The organism is Acanthopleuribacter pedis (assembly GCF_017377855.1).
GTDB lineage: Bacteria > Acidobacteriota > Holophagae > Acanthopleuribacterales > Acanthopleuribacteraceae > Acanthopleuribacter > Acanthopleuribacter pedis.
Genome location: NZ_JAFREP010000017.1, coordinates 181930 through 198535, shown reverse-complemented (window position 1 = coordinate 198535; position 16606 = coordinate 181930). Strand labels below are relative to the sequence as shown.

Annotated in this window: 10 protein-coding genes; 8 read left to right on the top strand and 2 right to left on the bottom strand. The window is 58.3% G+C overall.

The genetic code is table 11. From position 1 onward, the window contains the following. Positions 1-7 precede the first annotated feature (7 nt). Positions 8-1501, bottom strand: a complete 1494-nt coding sequence (locus J3U88_RS18605; protein ID WP_207860445.1) for a serine aminopeptidase domain-containing protein — start codon at positions 1499-1501, stop codon at positions 8-10. A gap of 523 nt (positions 1502-2024) precedes the next feature. Here J3U88_RS18605 and J3U88_RS18600 point away from each other — a divergent pair. From J3U88_RS18600 to J3U88_RS18570, 7 genes are all read left to right on the top strand, one after another. After that, positions 2025-3074, top strand: coding sequence for an AAA family ATPase (locus J3U88_RS18600; protein WP_207860444.1), 1050 nt, complete (start codon positions 2025-2027; stop codon positions 3072-3074). Then, a complete protein-coding gene (locus tag J3U88_RS18595; protein WP_207860443.1) occupies positions 3071-4903 on the top strand; it encodes a hypothetical protein in 1833 nt (610 codons plus the stop codon). The genes J3U88_RS18600 and J3U88_RS18595 overlap by 4 nt, the downstream gene beginning before the upstream one ends. Next, positions 4900-5829, top strand: a complete 930-nt coding sequence (locus J3U88_RS18590; protein WP_207860442.1) for an ABC transporter ATP-binding protein — start codon at positions 4900-4902, stop codon at positions 5827-5829. Before J3U88_RS18595 ends, J3U88_RS18590 begins: the two co-directional genes overlap by 4 nt. A 19-nt stretch (positions 5830-5848) precedes the next feature. Continuing rightward, on the top strand, positions 5849-7315 hold the full coding sequence (locus tag J3U88_RS18585; RefSeq protein ID WP_207860441.1) for a hypothetical protein: 1467 nt from the start codon (positions 5849-5851) through the stop codon (positions 7313-7315). Between the two features lie 3 nt (positions 7316-7318). Further along, entirely contained in the window at positions 7319-8194 is an 876-nt protein-coding gene (locus J3U88_RS18580; protein WP_207860440.1) for a DUF58 domain-containing protein, read from the top strand. A gap of 70 nt (positions 8195-8264) precedes the next feature. Continuing rightward, a complete protein-coding gene (locus J3U88_RS18575; protein ID WP_207860439.1) occupies positions 8265-10031 on the top strand; it encodes a BatA domain-containing protein in 1767 nt (588 codons plus the stop codon). Continuing rightward, complete coding sequence (locus J3U88_RS18570; RefSeq protein ID WP_207860438.1) at positions 10028-12850, top strand: VWA domain-containing protein; 2823 nt, start codon at positions 10028-10030, stop codon at positions 12848-12850. Before J3U88_RS18575 ends, J3U88_RS18570 begins: the two co-directional genes overlap by 4 nt. Before the next feature lie 89 nt (positions 12851-12939). Here J3U88_RS18570 and J3U88_RS18565 read toward each other — a convergent pair whose 3' ends face one another. After that, the gene (locus tag J3U88_RS18565) at positions 12940-15627 is read right to left on the bottom strand and encodes a serine/threonine-protein kinase (RefSeq protein ID WP_207860437.1); all 2688 of its coding nucleotides are present in this window, start codon (positions 15625-15627) and stop codon (positions 12940-12942) included. A 170-nt stretch (positions 15628-15797) separates the two neighbouring features. Here J3U88_RS18565 and J3U88_RS18560 point away from each other — a divergent pair, with 170 nt between their 5' ends. Further along, positions 15798-16457 carry an ECF-type sigma factor gene (locus J3U88_RS18560; RefSeq protein WP_207860436.1) on the top strand — a complete coding sequence of 220 codons (660 nt, stop codon included), beginning with the start codon at positions 15798-15800 and terminating at the stop codon, positions 16455-16457. Positions 16458-16606: the final 149 nt, after the last annotated feature.

Sequence of the window (16606 nt, the reverse complement as noted above, 5' to 3'; positions counted from 1 at the left end):
TTCGCTTTTAATGGGTTAAGGCGAGGTTGTCTAAAACCAAACTGCCGCGTCGGAAACCGTTGGCGCGAGGCTGAGTAAAGCGGAAACTCAACGCCTTCACCCCACGCCAATCGACCTGACCGAAGGCGCTCAAGGGAATGCGTACCGTTTGCATCGCGGTTTTGCTGATGCGCATGCCGGCGATGGCAGCACTCACGGTGGTTTCGGGGTAGTGAAGGCTTGCGAAGTCGGAAACACGCACCGCCCGCGACAATGGGTTGCTCTCAAGGACAATCTCCCAATCGAGATCGCAGCCCGTTCGATTGTTGATGTCCCCGTAGACCTGGGCGGCCCGAAACGACAAATAAGGGAAACCTTCCCAATCCCGGAATTCTTTGGGTAGCTCAAAAGTGAGCCGGGCGTCGCTCCAAACACTTTCGTTCCATTTCACCATCAGACCACCGGAATCATGAGGCGAATGGGCTTCCAAATTGTAGAGCCGATCCCAATGGAGCGTGACCGCACCTTGGCGTCGCCATGCGGGCTTCAGCACGGGATCTTCTTGGGTCGCGAATTCAAAATCTTCCAGCATCAAGCGCGCGCCATCCTCGTACTGAAGCACCACGCCTTCGCTTCGTTGGGCCTCCATCAAATAGGGGGCAAAAACGGCTTCGCCGAAAACCTGCCACCGCAGTAACGAAAGCACCAGGCGTTTGGTGGTGTGCCGTTGAAGGCCAGGTTCAAGGTAACTGTTGATGCCGACCGCGGGATCGGGCTCAATGGATTCGCGGTCAGAAAAACCGCCGTGGGAGGCGCCCAACATAAACGCCATCGCCTTGGAACCCAAGGCATGTTGCGGTGCGCGTCCCGCGTCTTCAAAAGCGCGGTCATAGAGGCGGAAAGGGGAGTCACACGGCATGCCGGCCTCGACTTCACCCACAATATCGTCGTCGTGGCTGCCGTAAAGTAATAAAAAGGACTGAGCCGCATGGGCCGAAAGTGCTTCAACACCATCGTTTAACGAAGGCGCCATGGCAACCAGCGCCCGCAGTTGTACGCCTTGCAACTGATGGTTCAAACGGTTGGCGGTTCGAATGACGGCTTCGCCGCCGCGGCTGTGACCGATTAACACCAGATCGTCGCTGAGTTGGTTGCCGTGGGTGTCGTAGAGAAAGCGAAGGTGCGAAAAAATATCTTCGACCCGTTCGGAGATTTCACTGTCGAGGCGGGATGCGACGCCGGCGACGACAAAACCGTTGTGTGCCAAATGTTCGGCCAAGTAACGGTATTCGTCGAATTCAAAGCCGTTCCCGTGGGCGATGAGCACCAAGGGGCGCGCCGCAAAACGGCCCTTGGGAAAGGTCAACACGCCGGGCATGAGACAATCCTCGTCTTCTTCCGACATGCAATAAAACTCTTCGGCAATGATGGTATCGGTGGTGTATCCGGCCGGATCGATTTCAGCGGTCACCCCGGCCCAAACCGGTAAAAGTAAAACAAGGAGTAGGATCAAGCGACCCATTCCGCGCCCTCCAAAGCGTTGTGTTTCCAAAAAAACGGCCGGTTCGCCACCATAGGGCAGCAACAAACATATGAAAGCTTGCTTTTTGGAAGGAGCGCCCGGCAAGGAATCGCGGATGCGACAACCTCAACGGCGAGTTTATCACCAGTTCACCAAAACCGATCTCCAAGAATAGGACTTGGTGAGCAGGTCGACACCGGCACGCGTGCGGCACCTGCCCGCTTGCAGGCGTGCTCGATCATGTGAGCGAAGCAACCGCGGTTTTTTCGACTTGGTCGCAGGACGTTTGGAGAACATTTCGTTGTCGCGGCGGGCACCAGCCGCTTTTCTTGCGACTCTTTTCCGCTCAATCGCGCCTTGCTTTTTGTGATCGGGCTCCCCACACCGAAAAACCCCTTCCAATTCCAAACAACGCGACTTGGGTTCCACCTGCAAAGCGGTTAGTATGGAGGAACACCTCGCGATTAAGCCAACTGGTTACAGCATCGTAAGCCAAACCGACCCCGCGCCAAAGGAAGCTGTGATGACCGAAGCCCTTCCCACCAACAAACTGCTGCCGCCCGAGGTTCTTGCCCAGGCACAAAGTCTCACCAACCAAGTCCTGGGTGAATTGGACCGCATCCTGCTCGGCCAACACGACCTACACCGTTTGGTGCTCACGGCGATTCTGGCGCGTGGCCATCTTTTGCTGGAAGGCATGCCGGGCCTTGGCAAAACCCAGTTGGTCAAAGCCCTGGGTCAGGTGTTGGCGCTCGATTTCCAGCGGGTCCAGTTTACGCCCGATTTGATGCCGAGCGACATTCTCGGCGCCCATATTTTGGAAGAAGACGCCGCCGGCAAACGGGCGATGACCTTCCATCCCGGCCCTGTATTCACCCATATTCTGCTCGCCGACGAAATCAACCGTGCCTCGCCCAAAACCCAATCGGCCCTGTTGGAGGCAATGCAGGAAGGGCACGTCACCTTGTTGGGCACCACCCGAACCCTTCCGACCCCATTCTTTGTGTTGGCCTCGCAGAATCCGGTGGATCTCGAGGGGACCTATCCGCTTCCAGAAGCCCAGTTGGATCGTTTCCTCTTTAAATTAAATGTCCGCATGCCCGATGTTGATGTGCTCACCGACATCATCGCCACCCGCCGTCGCGGCACACCGCCGCAACCAAAGTTCCAACTTTCCCAGCACCAAATGGACCAGCTCGGCGCCCTCATCGACCACATCTTTCTACCCCGCCCGGTCAGCCGCTACATCAGCACCCTGGTCGCCGCAAGTCACCCCGATCACGCGCAAGCACCGTCCCTCATCCGCGACTACGTCGCCTACGGCGCTTCACCACGCGCCGCCATCGCCATCGCGGAAGCCGCGCGCTGCCACGCCTTGCTTTCGGGCCGACCCACGGTCGGTTTCGAGGATGTGGTCCCCGTCGCCCTATCCGCGCTGAACCACCGCATCATTCCCAACTACCAAGGCCGGGTTGAAGGCATCGCCGGCGAACCCTTGGTCGCGCGCTACCTCGCCGAGATGGATCCCAAAAAACTGACCTTGCCCGACGGCGTTTCGGTTGCACGCTCATGATGGAACGCGTTTTCAAGAAAGGCCTCATCGCGGTATCAGCGTTTCTCATCTCCTTGGCCGGGTTGCAGGCCGCGTCTAAATTCACCTATCTCGAGGACGTCTCCGTCTCCCTCGACTTTCCTGAAGATGCCGAAAGCCCCCACGGCTACCATCCCGTGGCGGTCCATCTCCAAAATGAAACCAATCAGGAAATCCGGCTAACCGTCTTGTACATGGGTGGTTACGCCGATCATTGGCGGGACAGCCCGTTGCTGGCACGCCATGATTTAGTCCTCGCCCCCCGCGAATCACGAAAACTGAAACACCGCTTACCGGCTTGGCTCGAAATGCCGCATCAGGTGCGTTTCCTCGTTAATGGCGAACTGCGCGACGAATCCATCAGCATCTCCAAGTCCCGCAGTTTCAGCAGGAGGGAGAGTTACCTGCCCCAATGGATCTCGGTGCTCACCTTAACAACAAAGGACCCGTCAGCCGAATCACTCCTCGATGAAACCGTCCAACAACTCGGCTCCTGGGAGCAAATCGGCGAAGAGCTTCAAAACCTCATCGGTTACACCAAAGAAACGACCTACCTGCACCGGGCAACCCTAGATGCGAGCTTGTTCAGTGAGTCCTGGTTGGATTATACGGCCTGGGACATGGTGCTGCTTACCGTTGCTCAATGGCAACAGCTGGGCCCGGGACAAAAACGCGCCCTCGACCATTACATGCGGGTGGGGGGCATTTTGATCGTGCTACAGGAACAGGCGACCACATCCTGGCCGGCGGATTTTCCCACCGCGCTAGACGAGGCGCCCGACGAAATCCACCGAGGCCACCACGATTTCGGACTGGCCGCGGCGGTACCGGCAGGTTTCCATCAAATCCCCGAGGCACGCTCTACCTGGCAACCCATCATCCGTTTCGCGGTTAACCGGGCCGCCTTCTGGCGTTGCGCCCAGTTCGAACCCTTCAAACGCAACGAACATTTTCCCGTCATTGGAGAACTGGACATTCCCCGTCGTGCTTTTATCGGTTTGCTCCTTTTGTTTGTGATTTGTATGGGACCGCTGAATTTTTGGTTCGTCATGCGCCATGATCGTCGTGTTTGGTTGTACGCCACCGTCCCCCTCCTCTCCCTTTGCGCCACCTTGGTTTTGGTCGTCGCCGCTTTTGCCTCGGAAGGCATTACCCCCGGTAAACGCGGCCGGGCACTGGTTGCCATCGACCACGAACGGCAACAAGCGGCAACCTGGGCGACCGGCGCGGTTTACCTGCCGATTGCGAACCGCAACGGTTTATTTTTCTCAGGACGGAATGAAATCTATTTCCCCAACGACGACTGGTTCATCAACAAAGGCATTAATCTCGCCAATGGTTTGTGGCTCCAGCACGGGTTCCTGCGCACCCGGATCCCATTCCATTATCAGGAGCGTGGTCGTTATCCCTTGCGCGAACGCCTCGCCGTCCAATTCGACGCAGCAGGCGTGCCCACCGTCACCAACGGTTTCGCGGCGGATGTGGCACCCGTCCATGTAACCAACACGGCCGGCGCCCTTTACAGGATTGATCGCATTGCCGCGGGCGAAACCCAAACCCTCAGCCTGAGCCGCGAGGCACCCGCGACACCACCCCAACGCCAACCTCTTGCCGCCGCCGAAAGCTTTGAGTGGAAACTCACCGAAACCCACATGCTCGGTTTATTTCAGGACGAACACCGCCAAATTCAACTGGGCAGCCGCCAATACCTTGCCGTATTAGAAGGGGCCGCGTATCAAGAAGAACCCCTGGAGGGCAATCTAAAACGCGACGAACGCACCGTGCTTTTCGGCCGCTTGGAGGCACCATGAGGGTTGAAGTTCACCATCTGGTCCGCGCCTTCGGGGCCACGCGCGCCGTCGACGACCTTACCTTTACCATTGAATCGGGAAAGATTTACGGCTTCGTCGGCCCCAACGGCGCCGGCAAAACCACCACCATGCGCATCATGGCCACCCTGGATCTACCCAATTCGGGGGATATTTTTATCGACGGTTATTCGGTGGTTCGCGAACCGGAAAAAGTTCGTCCCTTGATCGGTTTTATGCCCGATTCCTTGCCCGCCCACCGCGACATCACCGTGGCCGAGTACCTCGACTTCTTTGCGCGGCTTCACGGTTTACGTCAGCCGGAGCGCGCCCAAACGCTGAAGGCGGTTGAGGCTTTTACCGGCGTCGGACCGATTCGCCATAAGTTACCCGCCAACCTGTCCAAAGGCATGAAACAGCGCGTCAGTTTGGCCCGCGCTTTGGTTCAGGATCCCCAATTTTTGATCCTTGACGAACCCGCGGCGGGTCTGGACCCCAAAGCGCGCATTGAATTGCGTGAACTGATCTTAGCCCTTGCAGCGCAGGGCAAAACGCTGTTTATCAGCTCCCATATTTTGGGTGAGTTGACCGAAATCTGCGACGGCACGGTCATGATCGAGCAGGGTCGGTTGTTGCAAGCTGGTACCATGGATCATTTGCTGGCGAAACACCACGATGAGGTTCGTTATTGGCTTGGAAACGAGGGCGATACCGCCGTTCTTTACGAACACTGTATGGGTTTTCCCGGGGTGACTTTTTCCCAGGTGGTCAAGGATGAAGTGGAAGTCCACCTGCACAAAGAAGCCGGTGCCGCGGCCGCATTGCTCCAGCACCTGCTGGCGCAAGGTGTGGTGGTCAACGAGTGCCGACGCCGGCGGGCCGGGCTGGAAGATATGTTTTTAGAGATGACCCGCGGGCAGCTTCAGTAGGAATGGGGAGGATGCAGTCATGATTGGCATAAAGCAGCTTCAAGATGGATGGCGGCGTTTTGACGACAACCTGAACCCCATTGTCGTGCGCGAATTACGGCAATCGGTGCGGGGGCGCTTCACCATGATCGCCCTGTTCTTGTTCCTCCTGCTGATGTTGCTTACCTCGGCCGTGGTCCTTTCCAGCGATGATATTTCCGGCACCGAGCTGGCTGAAATCATGTTTTCGATACTGATGGTCGTTTGCATGATGTTGGTACCCATTTTTTTTGGTGTTCGCTCCGCGCTGGAACGGGAACGCGAGCATATGGAATTGCTGTTCATTTCTTCGCTTTCCCCGCAACGCATCGTGGCCGGCAAGTTGGTGGCCGCATCCATGGTGTCCTTTTTGTTTTTTAGCGCGGCCGCCCCATTTCTGACACTCACCTACTTTTTGCGCGGTATTGATGTACTGACCATCCTAATGACCATGCTGGTGTTGTTTGTGGTGGTGGTGTTTATGCTGCAAACCGCGGTTTTTGTGGGTTCGGCACCCACCCCCGTCTACATGAAAATCCTGCTGGGCCTCGGTTATGTTTTTTTCTGTTTCGCCATGTTCGGCATTACCTATGCCGTCACCGAGGATCTCTTGAGAAGCGGCTGGGGTTCCTTCTACGAGCGTTCTCTGAGCAACCGGCTCTGGCTATCCGCGTTGGTGTTCATTGCCTTTACCGGCGGTTTGTTTCTCCTTACCACCAGTCTCTACAAAAACCCCTACCACAATCCGGCTTTTGCCCCGCGCCTGTATTTCTTCATCCTGAGCGCACTCAGCTTGGTCGCCGGGGCTGTATGGCTCTCCACCTCCGCCCTGGAGGGTTTGGTCTTTTTGGTGATTTTCATCGGATTGGTGGGTTTCACCGTGGGGATTTGTGAGGAGGAAACACCCCATCGGCAAATGTTGGCCGGCCTTCCCGACGCTTGGTGGCCGCGCATGCTGCTGTTTCCTTTTTACAGCGGGGCGATGCCGGCACTGGTGTGGTCCTTCCTCATGGTCACCGGGGCGCTTGCGACGTTTCTGGTGCGAACCAACTTTAAGCTGGATACTAGCTTCTTTGAAATTGCCTTGGGTTTGGTCCTGTTTACCGTCTTTTACGGCTTAAGTGCCTTTTACCTGCGTCGCCGCTTGTGGCCGCGTTTCATTTCCCGTCATTGGAATTGGCTGCTTGGGTTAATCCTTTGCGGCTTCGGTATGTTTATTCCCTGGACCTTGGGTGTTTTGTTTTTGTCCGGCGAAGAACTGTGGGAGCACAGTATCGTTTTTGTCCTGAATCCCTTTGCCCTGGGCCGCGGCAGCCATCGTGAACTTTTACTCGGCGTGGTGGGTCTACTTGGGGCCGGTGTGACGGCGCTTCAGGTGCCGGCCGTGCTTCGTGCAATAGCGCAATTCAAAGCACCGCCGCCGGAGCAGGCCAAAGCGTCTTTCCCACCACCCAGGCGGGGGCGTTAGACCATGCACCACACCTCCTGGCAGGAAGCGCTCACCCGCGGACTCAAGGCATCGGCCGGTTTCTCATTCGCAACACCGCGACAACGTGTGCGGGGACGCGCCGGTACCATACAAGGTCACAAACAAGGTAGTTCCCTAGAATATAAAGACTTTCGCGACTATCAGCCAGGAGATGATTTGCGCCGTATTGATTGGTCGGCCTATGCGCGCAGTGATCGGCTCATTATTAAGCGTTTTCACGAGGAGGTCACCCCACGCGTGGACGTGGTGCTTGATAATTCGGCCTCGATGAATTTGGCAGACACGGACAAGGCGCGGGTCGCCTTGGCGTTTTGCAGTTTCTTGGCGGGTTGCGCCGAAAACAGTGGCTTTCGCTGTTCTCCCTGGCTGGCGGGCACGCGGCTCACCCGGTTGGTGCATCACGCGCTTCCTTCCCATTGGCAGGCTGAATGGTTCACCGACACCCGCTCCCCGGACCTGGCGTTTCAGCAACAGCCGGCTTTTGCCCGCGGGGGTTTGCGGTTCCTGGTTTCAGACTTAATGTGGCAAGGCGACCCGACGCCGATTGTACGCACCCTGGCCAGAGAAGCCGTCACCGCGGTGATTGTCCAGGTTTTGGCCCACCGCGATATGGTACCGGATCACGGCGGCAAATGGCGTTTGGTCGATGCTGAAACGGGTCTGGCCCACGAGGTCGCCCTGGACCGGGATCAGGTGGCCCGCTATCAAGAAGCCTTGCAACGCCACCAACATCTATGGCGCGATCTTGCCCACCGCTTCGGCGTTCTGTTTGTCGCGGTGGATGCGGATCAGATGTGGGGAAACTGGCAGGTCCCGCGCGAAATGGTTCATTCCCTGCTTCAGGTGCAGACCCCATGAGGCGGCCGGGGGAAGGGCCCGTCGCGAATGGGTTTGCCGCCGACCCGCGCGCGCGCTCGGGAGGCATGGCGTGAGTTTTGTATTTCCATGGTTTTTAGGGTCGTTGGTCGGTTTGATCCCGCTGGTCGCCTGCTATTTTTTCGTCGGGCGCGTGAAATCCCAGCAGGTCTCCAATCTTTTTTTGTGGCAACAGGCCGAACTCGTCCCCCGCGCCGGCGCCAAACCCAAGCAGTTCGACCGCAACGTGCTGCTTCCCTTGGAGATCCTGATCCTGATTTTGCTGGTACTCGCCGCCGCCCGACCCCAATGGCTAACCCGTGAAGCCGCGCCCCTGTTGGGCGTAGTCCTCGACGATTCTTTTTCGATGCAGGCCCTTCACGACGGCGCCGATGTGCGCACGCGCGCCTTAGCGGGTTTGCGCCGACAGCTCCAACAGGAGACCTTTCGAGATGTCTACTTCGTCACGGCCGGGCCGTCCCCGCGTTTGTTGGACTTGGGCGTTTGGTCCCCCGACCAATCAGATGCCTTTGATCGCCTGGCCGCTGAATGGTCGTGCAAGGCTTCCGGCGCGGACCTCCAGGAAGCACAATCCCTGGCGCGCCAGATTGGCGGCGAACAGGCCCACATTTGGGTCGTGACCGATCACGGCGCAACAGACGCCCCGCCACCCGGCGTACAACGTTTGGCCTTCGGGTTACCCGCCGACAACCGCGCCTTTGTGAACGCGGTGCGCGCCGATGAAAGCGGTGGATCGGAAATCTTATTTGAGGTCATGCAAGGAAAAAGTAGCCAACCCTTCGTGGTGACCTGTGATGACGGGCGAACCCAACAGTATTCCTTTGATGCGGCGCCAGGTGAGGTTGTTGCGCATCGGGTAAAGGTCCAACCGAATGCGACACGCGTGACCCTGACGCTCGCCGACGACGCCCTGGTCGCTGATAACCGCGTCATCCTGCTGCGTCAACCCAAACCAACCATCCGCGTCGCCCTGGATTTAAAACAAGAGGATCTTGAGAAACCCATTCGACGGGCCTTGACCGCGACCGGCATGGTTCGCTTGAGCGCCGACCAACCCCATTTACTGATTCACGATAGCGACCAGCCGGTCAAGCTTCCCCCCGATCCGAGCCGGTGGACCTTGGCGATTCGGCAACCCAAGCACACCCGGGTCTACCAAGGTCCGTTCATCCTAAACCGCCGTCACCCCTTAACCGAGGGTTTGGTTTTGCGTGGCGCGCTTTGGGCCGCGGGCACACGCTCGGTTCCCGGCCGCCCGCTTGTGACCGTTGGTGATGTGGCTTTGCTCGCCCACGAACCCGGTCGGCAAGCACAGCATTTCACCCTCCAGTGCGATCCGGGATCCGGCAACCTGGCCCTGTCCCCCAATTGGCCGATCCTTTTTGACAACCTCATTCGCGCTTGCGTGGCGTCGCTACCGGGTACCGACGCGGTCAACTACCGGGCCGGTCAGCCTGTCCGCTGGCGGCCGGCCCCGGGTACATCCGCGGTGACCCTCGTCCCAGAAACGGGCCCCGCCACGGTCGTTCCCCTTTCCGGGGACAGGCTTTGGTTACCTTTGACAACTCCCGGTGTTCACCAAGTGATCGTCCGCGCGGAAGATGGAAGCGAAACGCGGACCGACCTCGCCCTAAACCTGATGCAACAAGAGGAATCCGACCTGCGCGGCGCGGAGACTGGTAGCTGGGGTGATCCACCCACGCCGGCATCCCAGGATCGCCACGCAACCGACGTAACCCCTTGGTTCTTAGCGGCGGCCATGATCCTCATGCTGGGTCACTTACTCCTCAGTCGTCGTGCTCTGGCGGTGGCGGCATGATGCTGGTTCAGCCGGTCTGGCTGCTTTTCTTTTTTCCCTTGGCTGCTTTGTGTTGGTGGGCCTACCGACGCCGTACCGCGCTGTTCTGCCTGCGAGCGGCGGCGGTTTTTGCAACACTTCTCGTCTTCGCCAATCCCCGTTACCTCTTGCCGAATCAAGAAGGTACGCTCGTTGTGATTTGTGATCGCAGTGCTTCAATGCCGCCCGACAGCGACGAACAACAACACGAATGGCTGCGCCTCATCCACGAACAACGGCCCGCTCAACGAACCAAGTTGGCCCTGGTTGGTTTTGATGCACAAGCCTTCACCGAGGGTTTTGCCGAGGATCAGACGCCGGCCTTTACCACGGTTTTGGGCGGCGACGGTTCCAACCTCGACGCGGCGCTTAACCTTGCCGGCAACCTCATCAGCCCAGACAGCAGTGGACGGGTCCTGGTCCTTTCTGATGGGTTATGGACCGGTAAAAGCCCTGAAAACGCCGCACGCCGACTGGCGGCCCGCGGCATTGCCGTGGATGTCGCGCACCAGGGTTTGCAACAGAACGATCCGGTCGCGATACAGCGCTTGGACGCGCCCAACAGCCTCGGTCCCGGCGAGGGTTTCATGATCCACGCCTGGATAAAAGCCTCGCAAGCCCAGATGGTTAGATACCGCCTTACCCGTGACGGCCAAGTGATCGCAAGCGGTGAACAGGGTCTGTCTCGCGGAACCAATCGCTTGTTGCTACGCGATTTGGCACCCGACGACGGCCATCATCGTTACCAATTGATGCTCACACCCGAGGGTCCCGACGCCAGGCCAGAAAACAACACCGCGACCTTCTTGCTGGCTGTCGAAGCCCCCAAACCCCTGCTCCTTGTCACCCATGAACCGGACGGTGTCCTCGCGCGATCACTTCGTGAAAGTGGGCTGCCCCTTGACGCGCTTTCACCCACCCGACTCAACCCTTCCCTGGCCCGTCTCTCCGGCTATGCGGCGGTCATTCTAGAAAATGTGTCCGCCGACGAGTTAGGTGACCCCCTGTCCGCCCTGCTGGCGGCCTGGGTACGCGACTCGGGCGGCGGGCTTTTGATGCTGGGCGGCAAAAACGCCTACGGGGTCGGCGGTTATTACCGTTCGCCGCTTGATCCGGTGCTCCCGGTTTCGATGGAACTGCGCAAGGAACAGCGCAAACACCAAATGGCGATGGTGATTACCTTGGACCGTTCCGGCAGCATGGGGGCGACTGTCGGCGGGGGACGCACCAAAATGGATCTGGCCAACCTGGCCTCGGCAGAGGTGGTCGGTCTGCTCTCCGGGGTGGATATGTACGGCCACTGGGCCGTCGACAGCGAAGCCCACATGGTGCTCAGCCTACAAGCCGTCAAAAATAAGCGCAAAATAAAACGGCGCATTATGTCGGTAGAATCCGGCGGCGGCGGAATCTACGTTTACGAGGCTTTGGTCAATGCTTCTCGCATGATCCTTTCCGCGGATCGCAACATTCGCCACATTATTTTGTTTGCCGATGCTGCCGATGCCGAGCAACCCGGCGATGTAAAGAACCTGCTGGCCAAATTACGCGCCGCCAATGTCACGGTCAGTGTGGTGGCGTTAGGCACCGAACAGGACGCGGATGCGGATTTGTTAAAAGAAATCGCGACCTTGGGTGGCGGCCGTGTTTATTTCACCCATGACGCGGGTTCGCTCCCGCGGATCTTCGCGCAAGACACCTTTCTGGTGGCACGTTCATCCTTTGTAGAAGAGCCCACGGCCACGAAGTTTACGCCCTTGATGCAGAGCTTAAGCACGCGCGACTGGCAGGAGGCGCCGCAACTCGGTGGTTACAACTTGACCTATGTGCGTGACGAAGCACAAATCGCCTTAATGAGCCAGGATGATAACCGTGCCCCGCTTCTGGCGTGGTGGTATGCCGGAAATGGTCGGGTGATGGCATTCACGGGTGAAGCAGCCGGGACCTTTACCGGTGATTTGGCGCGCTGGCCGCTGTACGGTGACTTTTTTGCCTCGCTGGCCCGCTGGGTCGGCGGTACGGGCCAAAGCCTGCCGGGGAACAGCGTGGTCACAACCCGTTGGCAGGACGGCATGTTTTCCGCGCGGATCCACCTCGATCCCAACCGAACCCGCGACCCGTTCGACCGGCAACCCGGTTTGGTCGTGTTACGGGGCGAGCCCGGCGGCCGGCCAAAAAGCGAAACCTTGCGTTTTCATTGGGATACCCCGCACGAGTTGATCGCGGAGACGACGATGAACGGTTCCGAGACGGTTTTACCGACGATTGCTTTTGGTAGCCGGGAAAGTCGCCAACTGGCCCCGGTCCGCTTACCCTACTCACCTGAATTCGCGCCCGCGGATGACGACAAGGGGCTTCGTGGTCTTCAAGATCTGGCCCGCGTGGCCGGCGGCCGGGAATGGTTAAGCCCCAGCGGCATCTGGGACGGGGTTCCCTTGGGCCAAGGCTATTTGGACCTGCGTCCTTATGTCTGTCTCCTTCTGATGCTGTTGTTTGTGTTGGAAGTCGCGGAACGTCGTTTGGGTTGGTTCGACATGGTACGGCGTTACTTGGTCTCAGAAAAGGGAACCCGAACCGTTGAGGGTGAGGAGATGGTGCCAAGGTCAACAGGAAATGAATCCCCGGCAAGAACCGCCGGGACCCGGGGCAACGGGCGAAACCACCAAAACCCGCCCCCAGGTCCCAAAACGAACCCCCCAACACCGATACCGACCAAACCCGAGTCGGCGGGCTTGGCGGATGCACTGAAACGAGCCAAACAAACGGCGGGCAAACGAACCGGCGGCGATCCATCCTCACGATGATTGGGGTTGCTCATCCAACCCGCATTTCTCACAAGGAATTACGCTACGGGGCAACCCATGCGATTACGAGGGATTGCCTTCCGCGGGGTTTAGCGCGCCACCTCTTTCACCCTCCGCCAATCGGCATCGAGCCGCTTGGTTAAGCCGTCCAATAATACTTTTCTTTCGCGAAAAATTTCTGGAAATTTTTGCGCTGTTTCATTCAATCTCCTTAATACCTCGGCCGCCTCTTCATACAGCCCCTCCCTTCGCAAGGTCTCCGCCAGGGCCAGGTTGGTTTCAACCACCCGCGGGTGCCGCGACGGAACGACCCGCTGGTATTCCTGCAGCGCCCGTCGATACCATTGCACCGCGATTGCTCCCCTATCCGCCGCCGCTTCACCGGCGAGCAAATCCGCATACCCCTTCATAATGCCCGCCGTTTGGAAAGGGGCTTGCACCGGATGTTCGCGAAGCGCCCGTGTCAATTCCTCAAAATAAACACCGGCATCCCCTTTTCCTTCCGCGACCGCCAGTCGCCCCAGTTCAAAACGCGAGCGCAACACCGCGGGATGATGATCCTCAAACAAGCGCAACTGCAAAGCCAATGCATCCCGGTAAACAACCCCGGCCTCGGCCGTTTCACCGCCCTCCGCAAAGATCCGCGCCAAATCCGCGAGGTTGGCCGCCACCAAATAGTGCTGATCCCCAAACAACCGGCGCCGCATCACCAGCGCTTCCCGGCTCATTCGTTTGGCGGCACGCCGATCGCCGCGAGCCGCCATCAACAACGATAAATCATGGAGAATTTCTGCCATTTGCGGATGGGTGCCACCCAACAAACGACTGCGCAATGCCAACGCCTCATAAAGCGGCTGATCCGCCTTTTCCGGCAAGCCTTTGCCCAAATACAATCGCCCTAAATAACCAAGCATGGTTGCCAGCTCCGGCGTTTCGGGGGCGAACTCACGCTGGTACCGCAAGGCTTCCCGAATCAGCGGCTCGGCCTCATCGAACGCCCCGTTACACACCAACATCCACCCCAGTTCCGCCTGCACCTTCGCCCGTAAAAGGGGGTCCTTGTCCCGACCATGCGCCTTCATCATCACCGACGCCTCACGTGCCAATGCCTCGGCCCGCAACTGTTCACCGGCCGTCACCAACAATTGTGCCAAATCGTGCAAGGTCTCAATCTGATCATCGGGTGCAGGCGCAAGACGCGCGTAGCCGGCCAAGGATTCTTCCAGCAAGGCGCGCGCCTCGTCGTGAAACCCGATCTTGGCGTAAACGCGCCCCATGGAACCGGTTAAGCGCGTGTAAGCACGAGGCTGCTGCTGTAATTCCTCTTTAATCTTCACCGTGCTTTCATCTAAAAACGTTTTGGCCGTGAGCGTTTCCCCGCGCGACCACGAGGGGTCCGTAATCTCAAACAACGACATCAAAATCTCGGTAACCCGCTGCGCTTGCTCCTTTTCAACCAAAGTTTGTCGGTACTGATACACTGAAGAAAACGCAAAACCCGCCAGCAACAGCACAAAAGTCGCGGCGGTTGTTAAGACCAAATGGTTGCGGGCCACAAACTTCCCGAGCCGATAGGACCAGGTCGCCGAACGCACCCGAACCGGCATCCCTTCCAAATGCAAGCGAATGTCGTCCACGAATTGTTCCACCGAGGGATACCGCTCTCGCGGCTCTTTCTGCAACGCGTGCAACACAATCGAATCGAGATCTCCCGCCAACAATTTCCGCCGTCGAAAGCGCAACTCACCGGGATGGATCTCGGTATGTTCCCCGACATTTTTGGTGGTGCGCAGGCTGGGTTTTACCGGCGCCATCCCTTCGATAATCTGCAAATAATCGCCGGGCCGCTGGTGGTCAAAAGCGTAGGGCAGGGAATCGGTCAACAAGTAATAAAGAATGACCCCCAGCGCGTAGATATCCGAGGCAACCGTTAAATGGCCACCCCGGAATTGTTCGGGCGCGGCAAATTCGGGGGTCATAAACGGCCGTGTCGTGCGCAGACGGGCCTTGGGCGAATCGGGGTCGACCAAACCGGCAATGCCAAAATCCAATAATTTGGGCTCGCCCTCCTCGGTCACCAAAATATTGGCCGGCTTTAGATCGCGGTGAATCACCAAGTTCTGGTGCGCGTAGCTGACCGCATCACACACCTTGCCAAACAAAACCAAACGGCGCCGCAACGACAAACGCCGTCGGCGGCAATACTGATCGATGGGCTCACCGTCCACGTACTCCATGGCCAGGTAAGGCAAGCCGGCGTCGCTGGTCCCCCCGTCGAAAAGCTGGGCAATGTTGCGGTGCCTTAAATTGGCCAGAATTTGGCGCTCGCGATGAAAACGGCCCAGGGTTTCCTCGGTGACCATGGCCGGCTTGATCAGCTTCAGGGCGACCTTCATGTGAAAATCGTCGTCGCGACCGGCAAGAAAAACCAGACCCATGCCGCCTTCACTGATCTTTTTCTGAATCCGATAGGGACCGACCGTCGCCCCTTCTTCCAAAGGCCCGTAGATGCGGCGATACCAATCATAGGATTGCAGATCTTGCTGCAAGCCGTCCCCGTCGGCCACATCCTCAATCAAGGCATTAAGGGAACGGCCGGCGCGGCGTTCTACCTCGGCTTCATCCTCGGCATCCGCGGCAACCAACGCTTGGAGTCGCGCGAAGAGGGCCTCGTCATCACCACATTCCGCGCGCAGGTAAGCCTCACGCAGCTCGGGAAGCGGCGCGTAAACCTGATCAATGATGCGGTAAATGGCTTTTTCGCGTTCGAGATCCAAGGGTTTCTTCCACAAAACCGGGCACAGTCGTTACCGGGCGGGAACAAGCACGGACCCGGCCCGCGCGCGGCGGTTGTTCACAAATCAATTTGTTCTTCATTTCATGGTAGCCTTTAAGGGATTCACCTGTAAACGTCATCGGGCGCTTCGCCGACTCGGAACCCCGACCTATGCCCCTGTTCCGAGCCGCGACGGTGCCGGCGGCGCCCTATCGGGACAATCACCAGATCATCGCCGAGCGACCCGCGGTCGCCCGGTATCAGGCAACGGGGGAAACCAGCGTGACGGCCGGGCAAGGACATGTGACGCAACTACTGCAGCGCATTAACCAGGGCGACCAAGGTGCGCGCGAACAACTTATCGCGCAAGTCTACGGCGAGCTGCAGCGCTTGGCGGGCCGTTTGGGCGCACGTCCTTCCGACACGCTCAGCCCCACGGCGTTGGTCAACGAGGCTTACCTCAAACTGGCCGACAAAGATATCCATTACCAGGACCGCATCCACTTCTATGCCCTCATTTGTCGCGGCATGCGGCAACTGATTATCGACCACGCCCGCAAAAAAACCTCGCAAAAACGACGTGGCGATTGGGAAGCGGTACCGCTCGACGAATCCGAGGCGGGCGGCCAAACCTACGAACCCTCGCGTATTGCCGACGCACTCGAGGTCCTAGAGAAAATGAACGTCAAACACTGCCGTATGATTGAGCTGCGTTACTTTGGCGGCTTGACCAATGCCGAGATTGCCCGTGGTATGGACCTCTCCGAACGCACGGTCGCCACCCATCTCAAAATCGCCCACACCTGGCTGCTCAACTTTTTGGAAAGCTAAGGCTCACCAGAACCGCGGGCCGACGCTCCAGAACAACCTCATTTTTTGCCCCCAGCCAACGCTATGTAAACAAAACGTTTGGCGATTTGTTTCACAATAATCACCTTTTTTTGACATAGGGTTGCACGATTCACCAACCTTTTTGCGTT

What these genes read in the sequence shown, in the direction of transcription:
- J3U88_RS18605 (WP_207860445.1), bottom strand. Translation starts at nt 1,501, where the DNA reads ATGGGTCGCTTGATCCTACTCCTTGTTTTACTTTTACCGGTTTGGGCC.
- J3U88_RS18600 (WP_207860444.1), top strand. Translation starts at nt 2,025, where the DNA reads ATGACCGAAGCCCTTCCCACCAACAAACTGCTGCCGCCCGAGGTTCTT.
- J3U88_RS18595 (WP_207860443.1), top strand. Translation starts at nt 3,071, where the DNA reads ATGATGGAACGCGTTTTCAAGAAAGGCCTCATCGCGGTATCAGCGTTT.
- J3U88_RS18590 (WP_207860442.1), top strand. Translation starts at nt 4,900, where the DNA reads ATGAGGGTTGAAGTTCACCATCTGGTCCGCGCCTTCGGGGCCACGCGC.
- J3U88_RS18585 (WP_207860441.1), top strand. Translation starts at nt 5,849, where the DNA reads ATGATTGGCATAAAGCAGCTTCAAGATGGATGGCGGCGTTTTGACGAC.
- J3U88_RS18580 (WP_207860440.1), top strand. Translation starts at nt 7,319, where the DNA reads ATGCACCACACCTCCTGGCAGGAAGCGCTCACCCGCGGACTCAAGGCA.
- J3U88_RS18570 (WP_207860438.1), top strand. Translation starts at nt 10,028, where the DNA reads ATGATGCTGGTTCAGCCGGTCTGGCTGCTTTTCTTTTTTCCCTTGGCT.
- J3U88_RS18560 (WP_207860436.1), top strand. Translation starts at nt 15,798, where the DNA reads ATGCCCCTGTTCCGAGCCGCGACGGTGCCGGCGGCGCCCTATCGGGAC.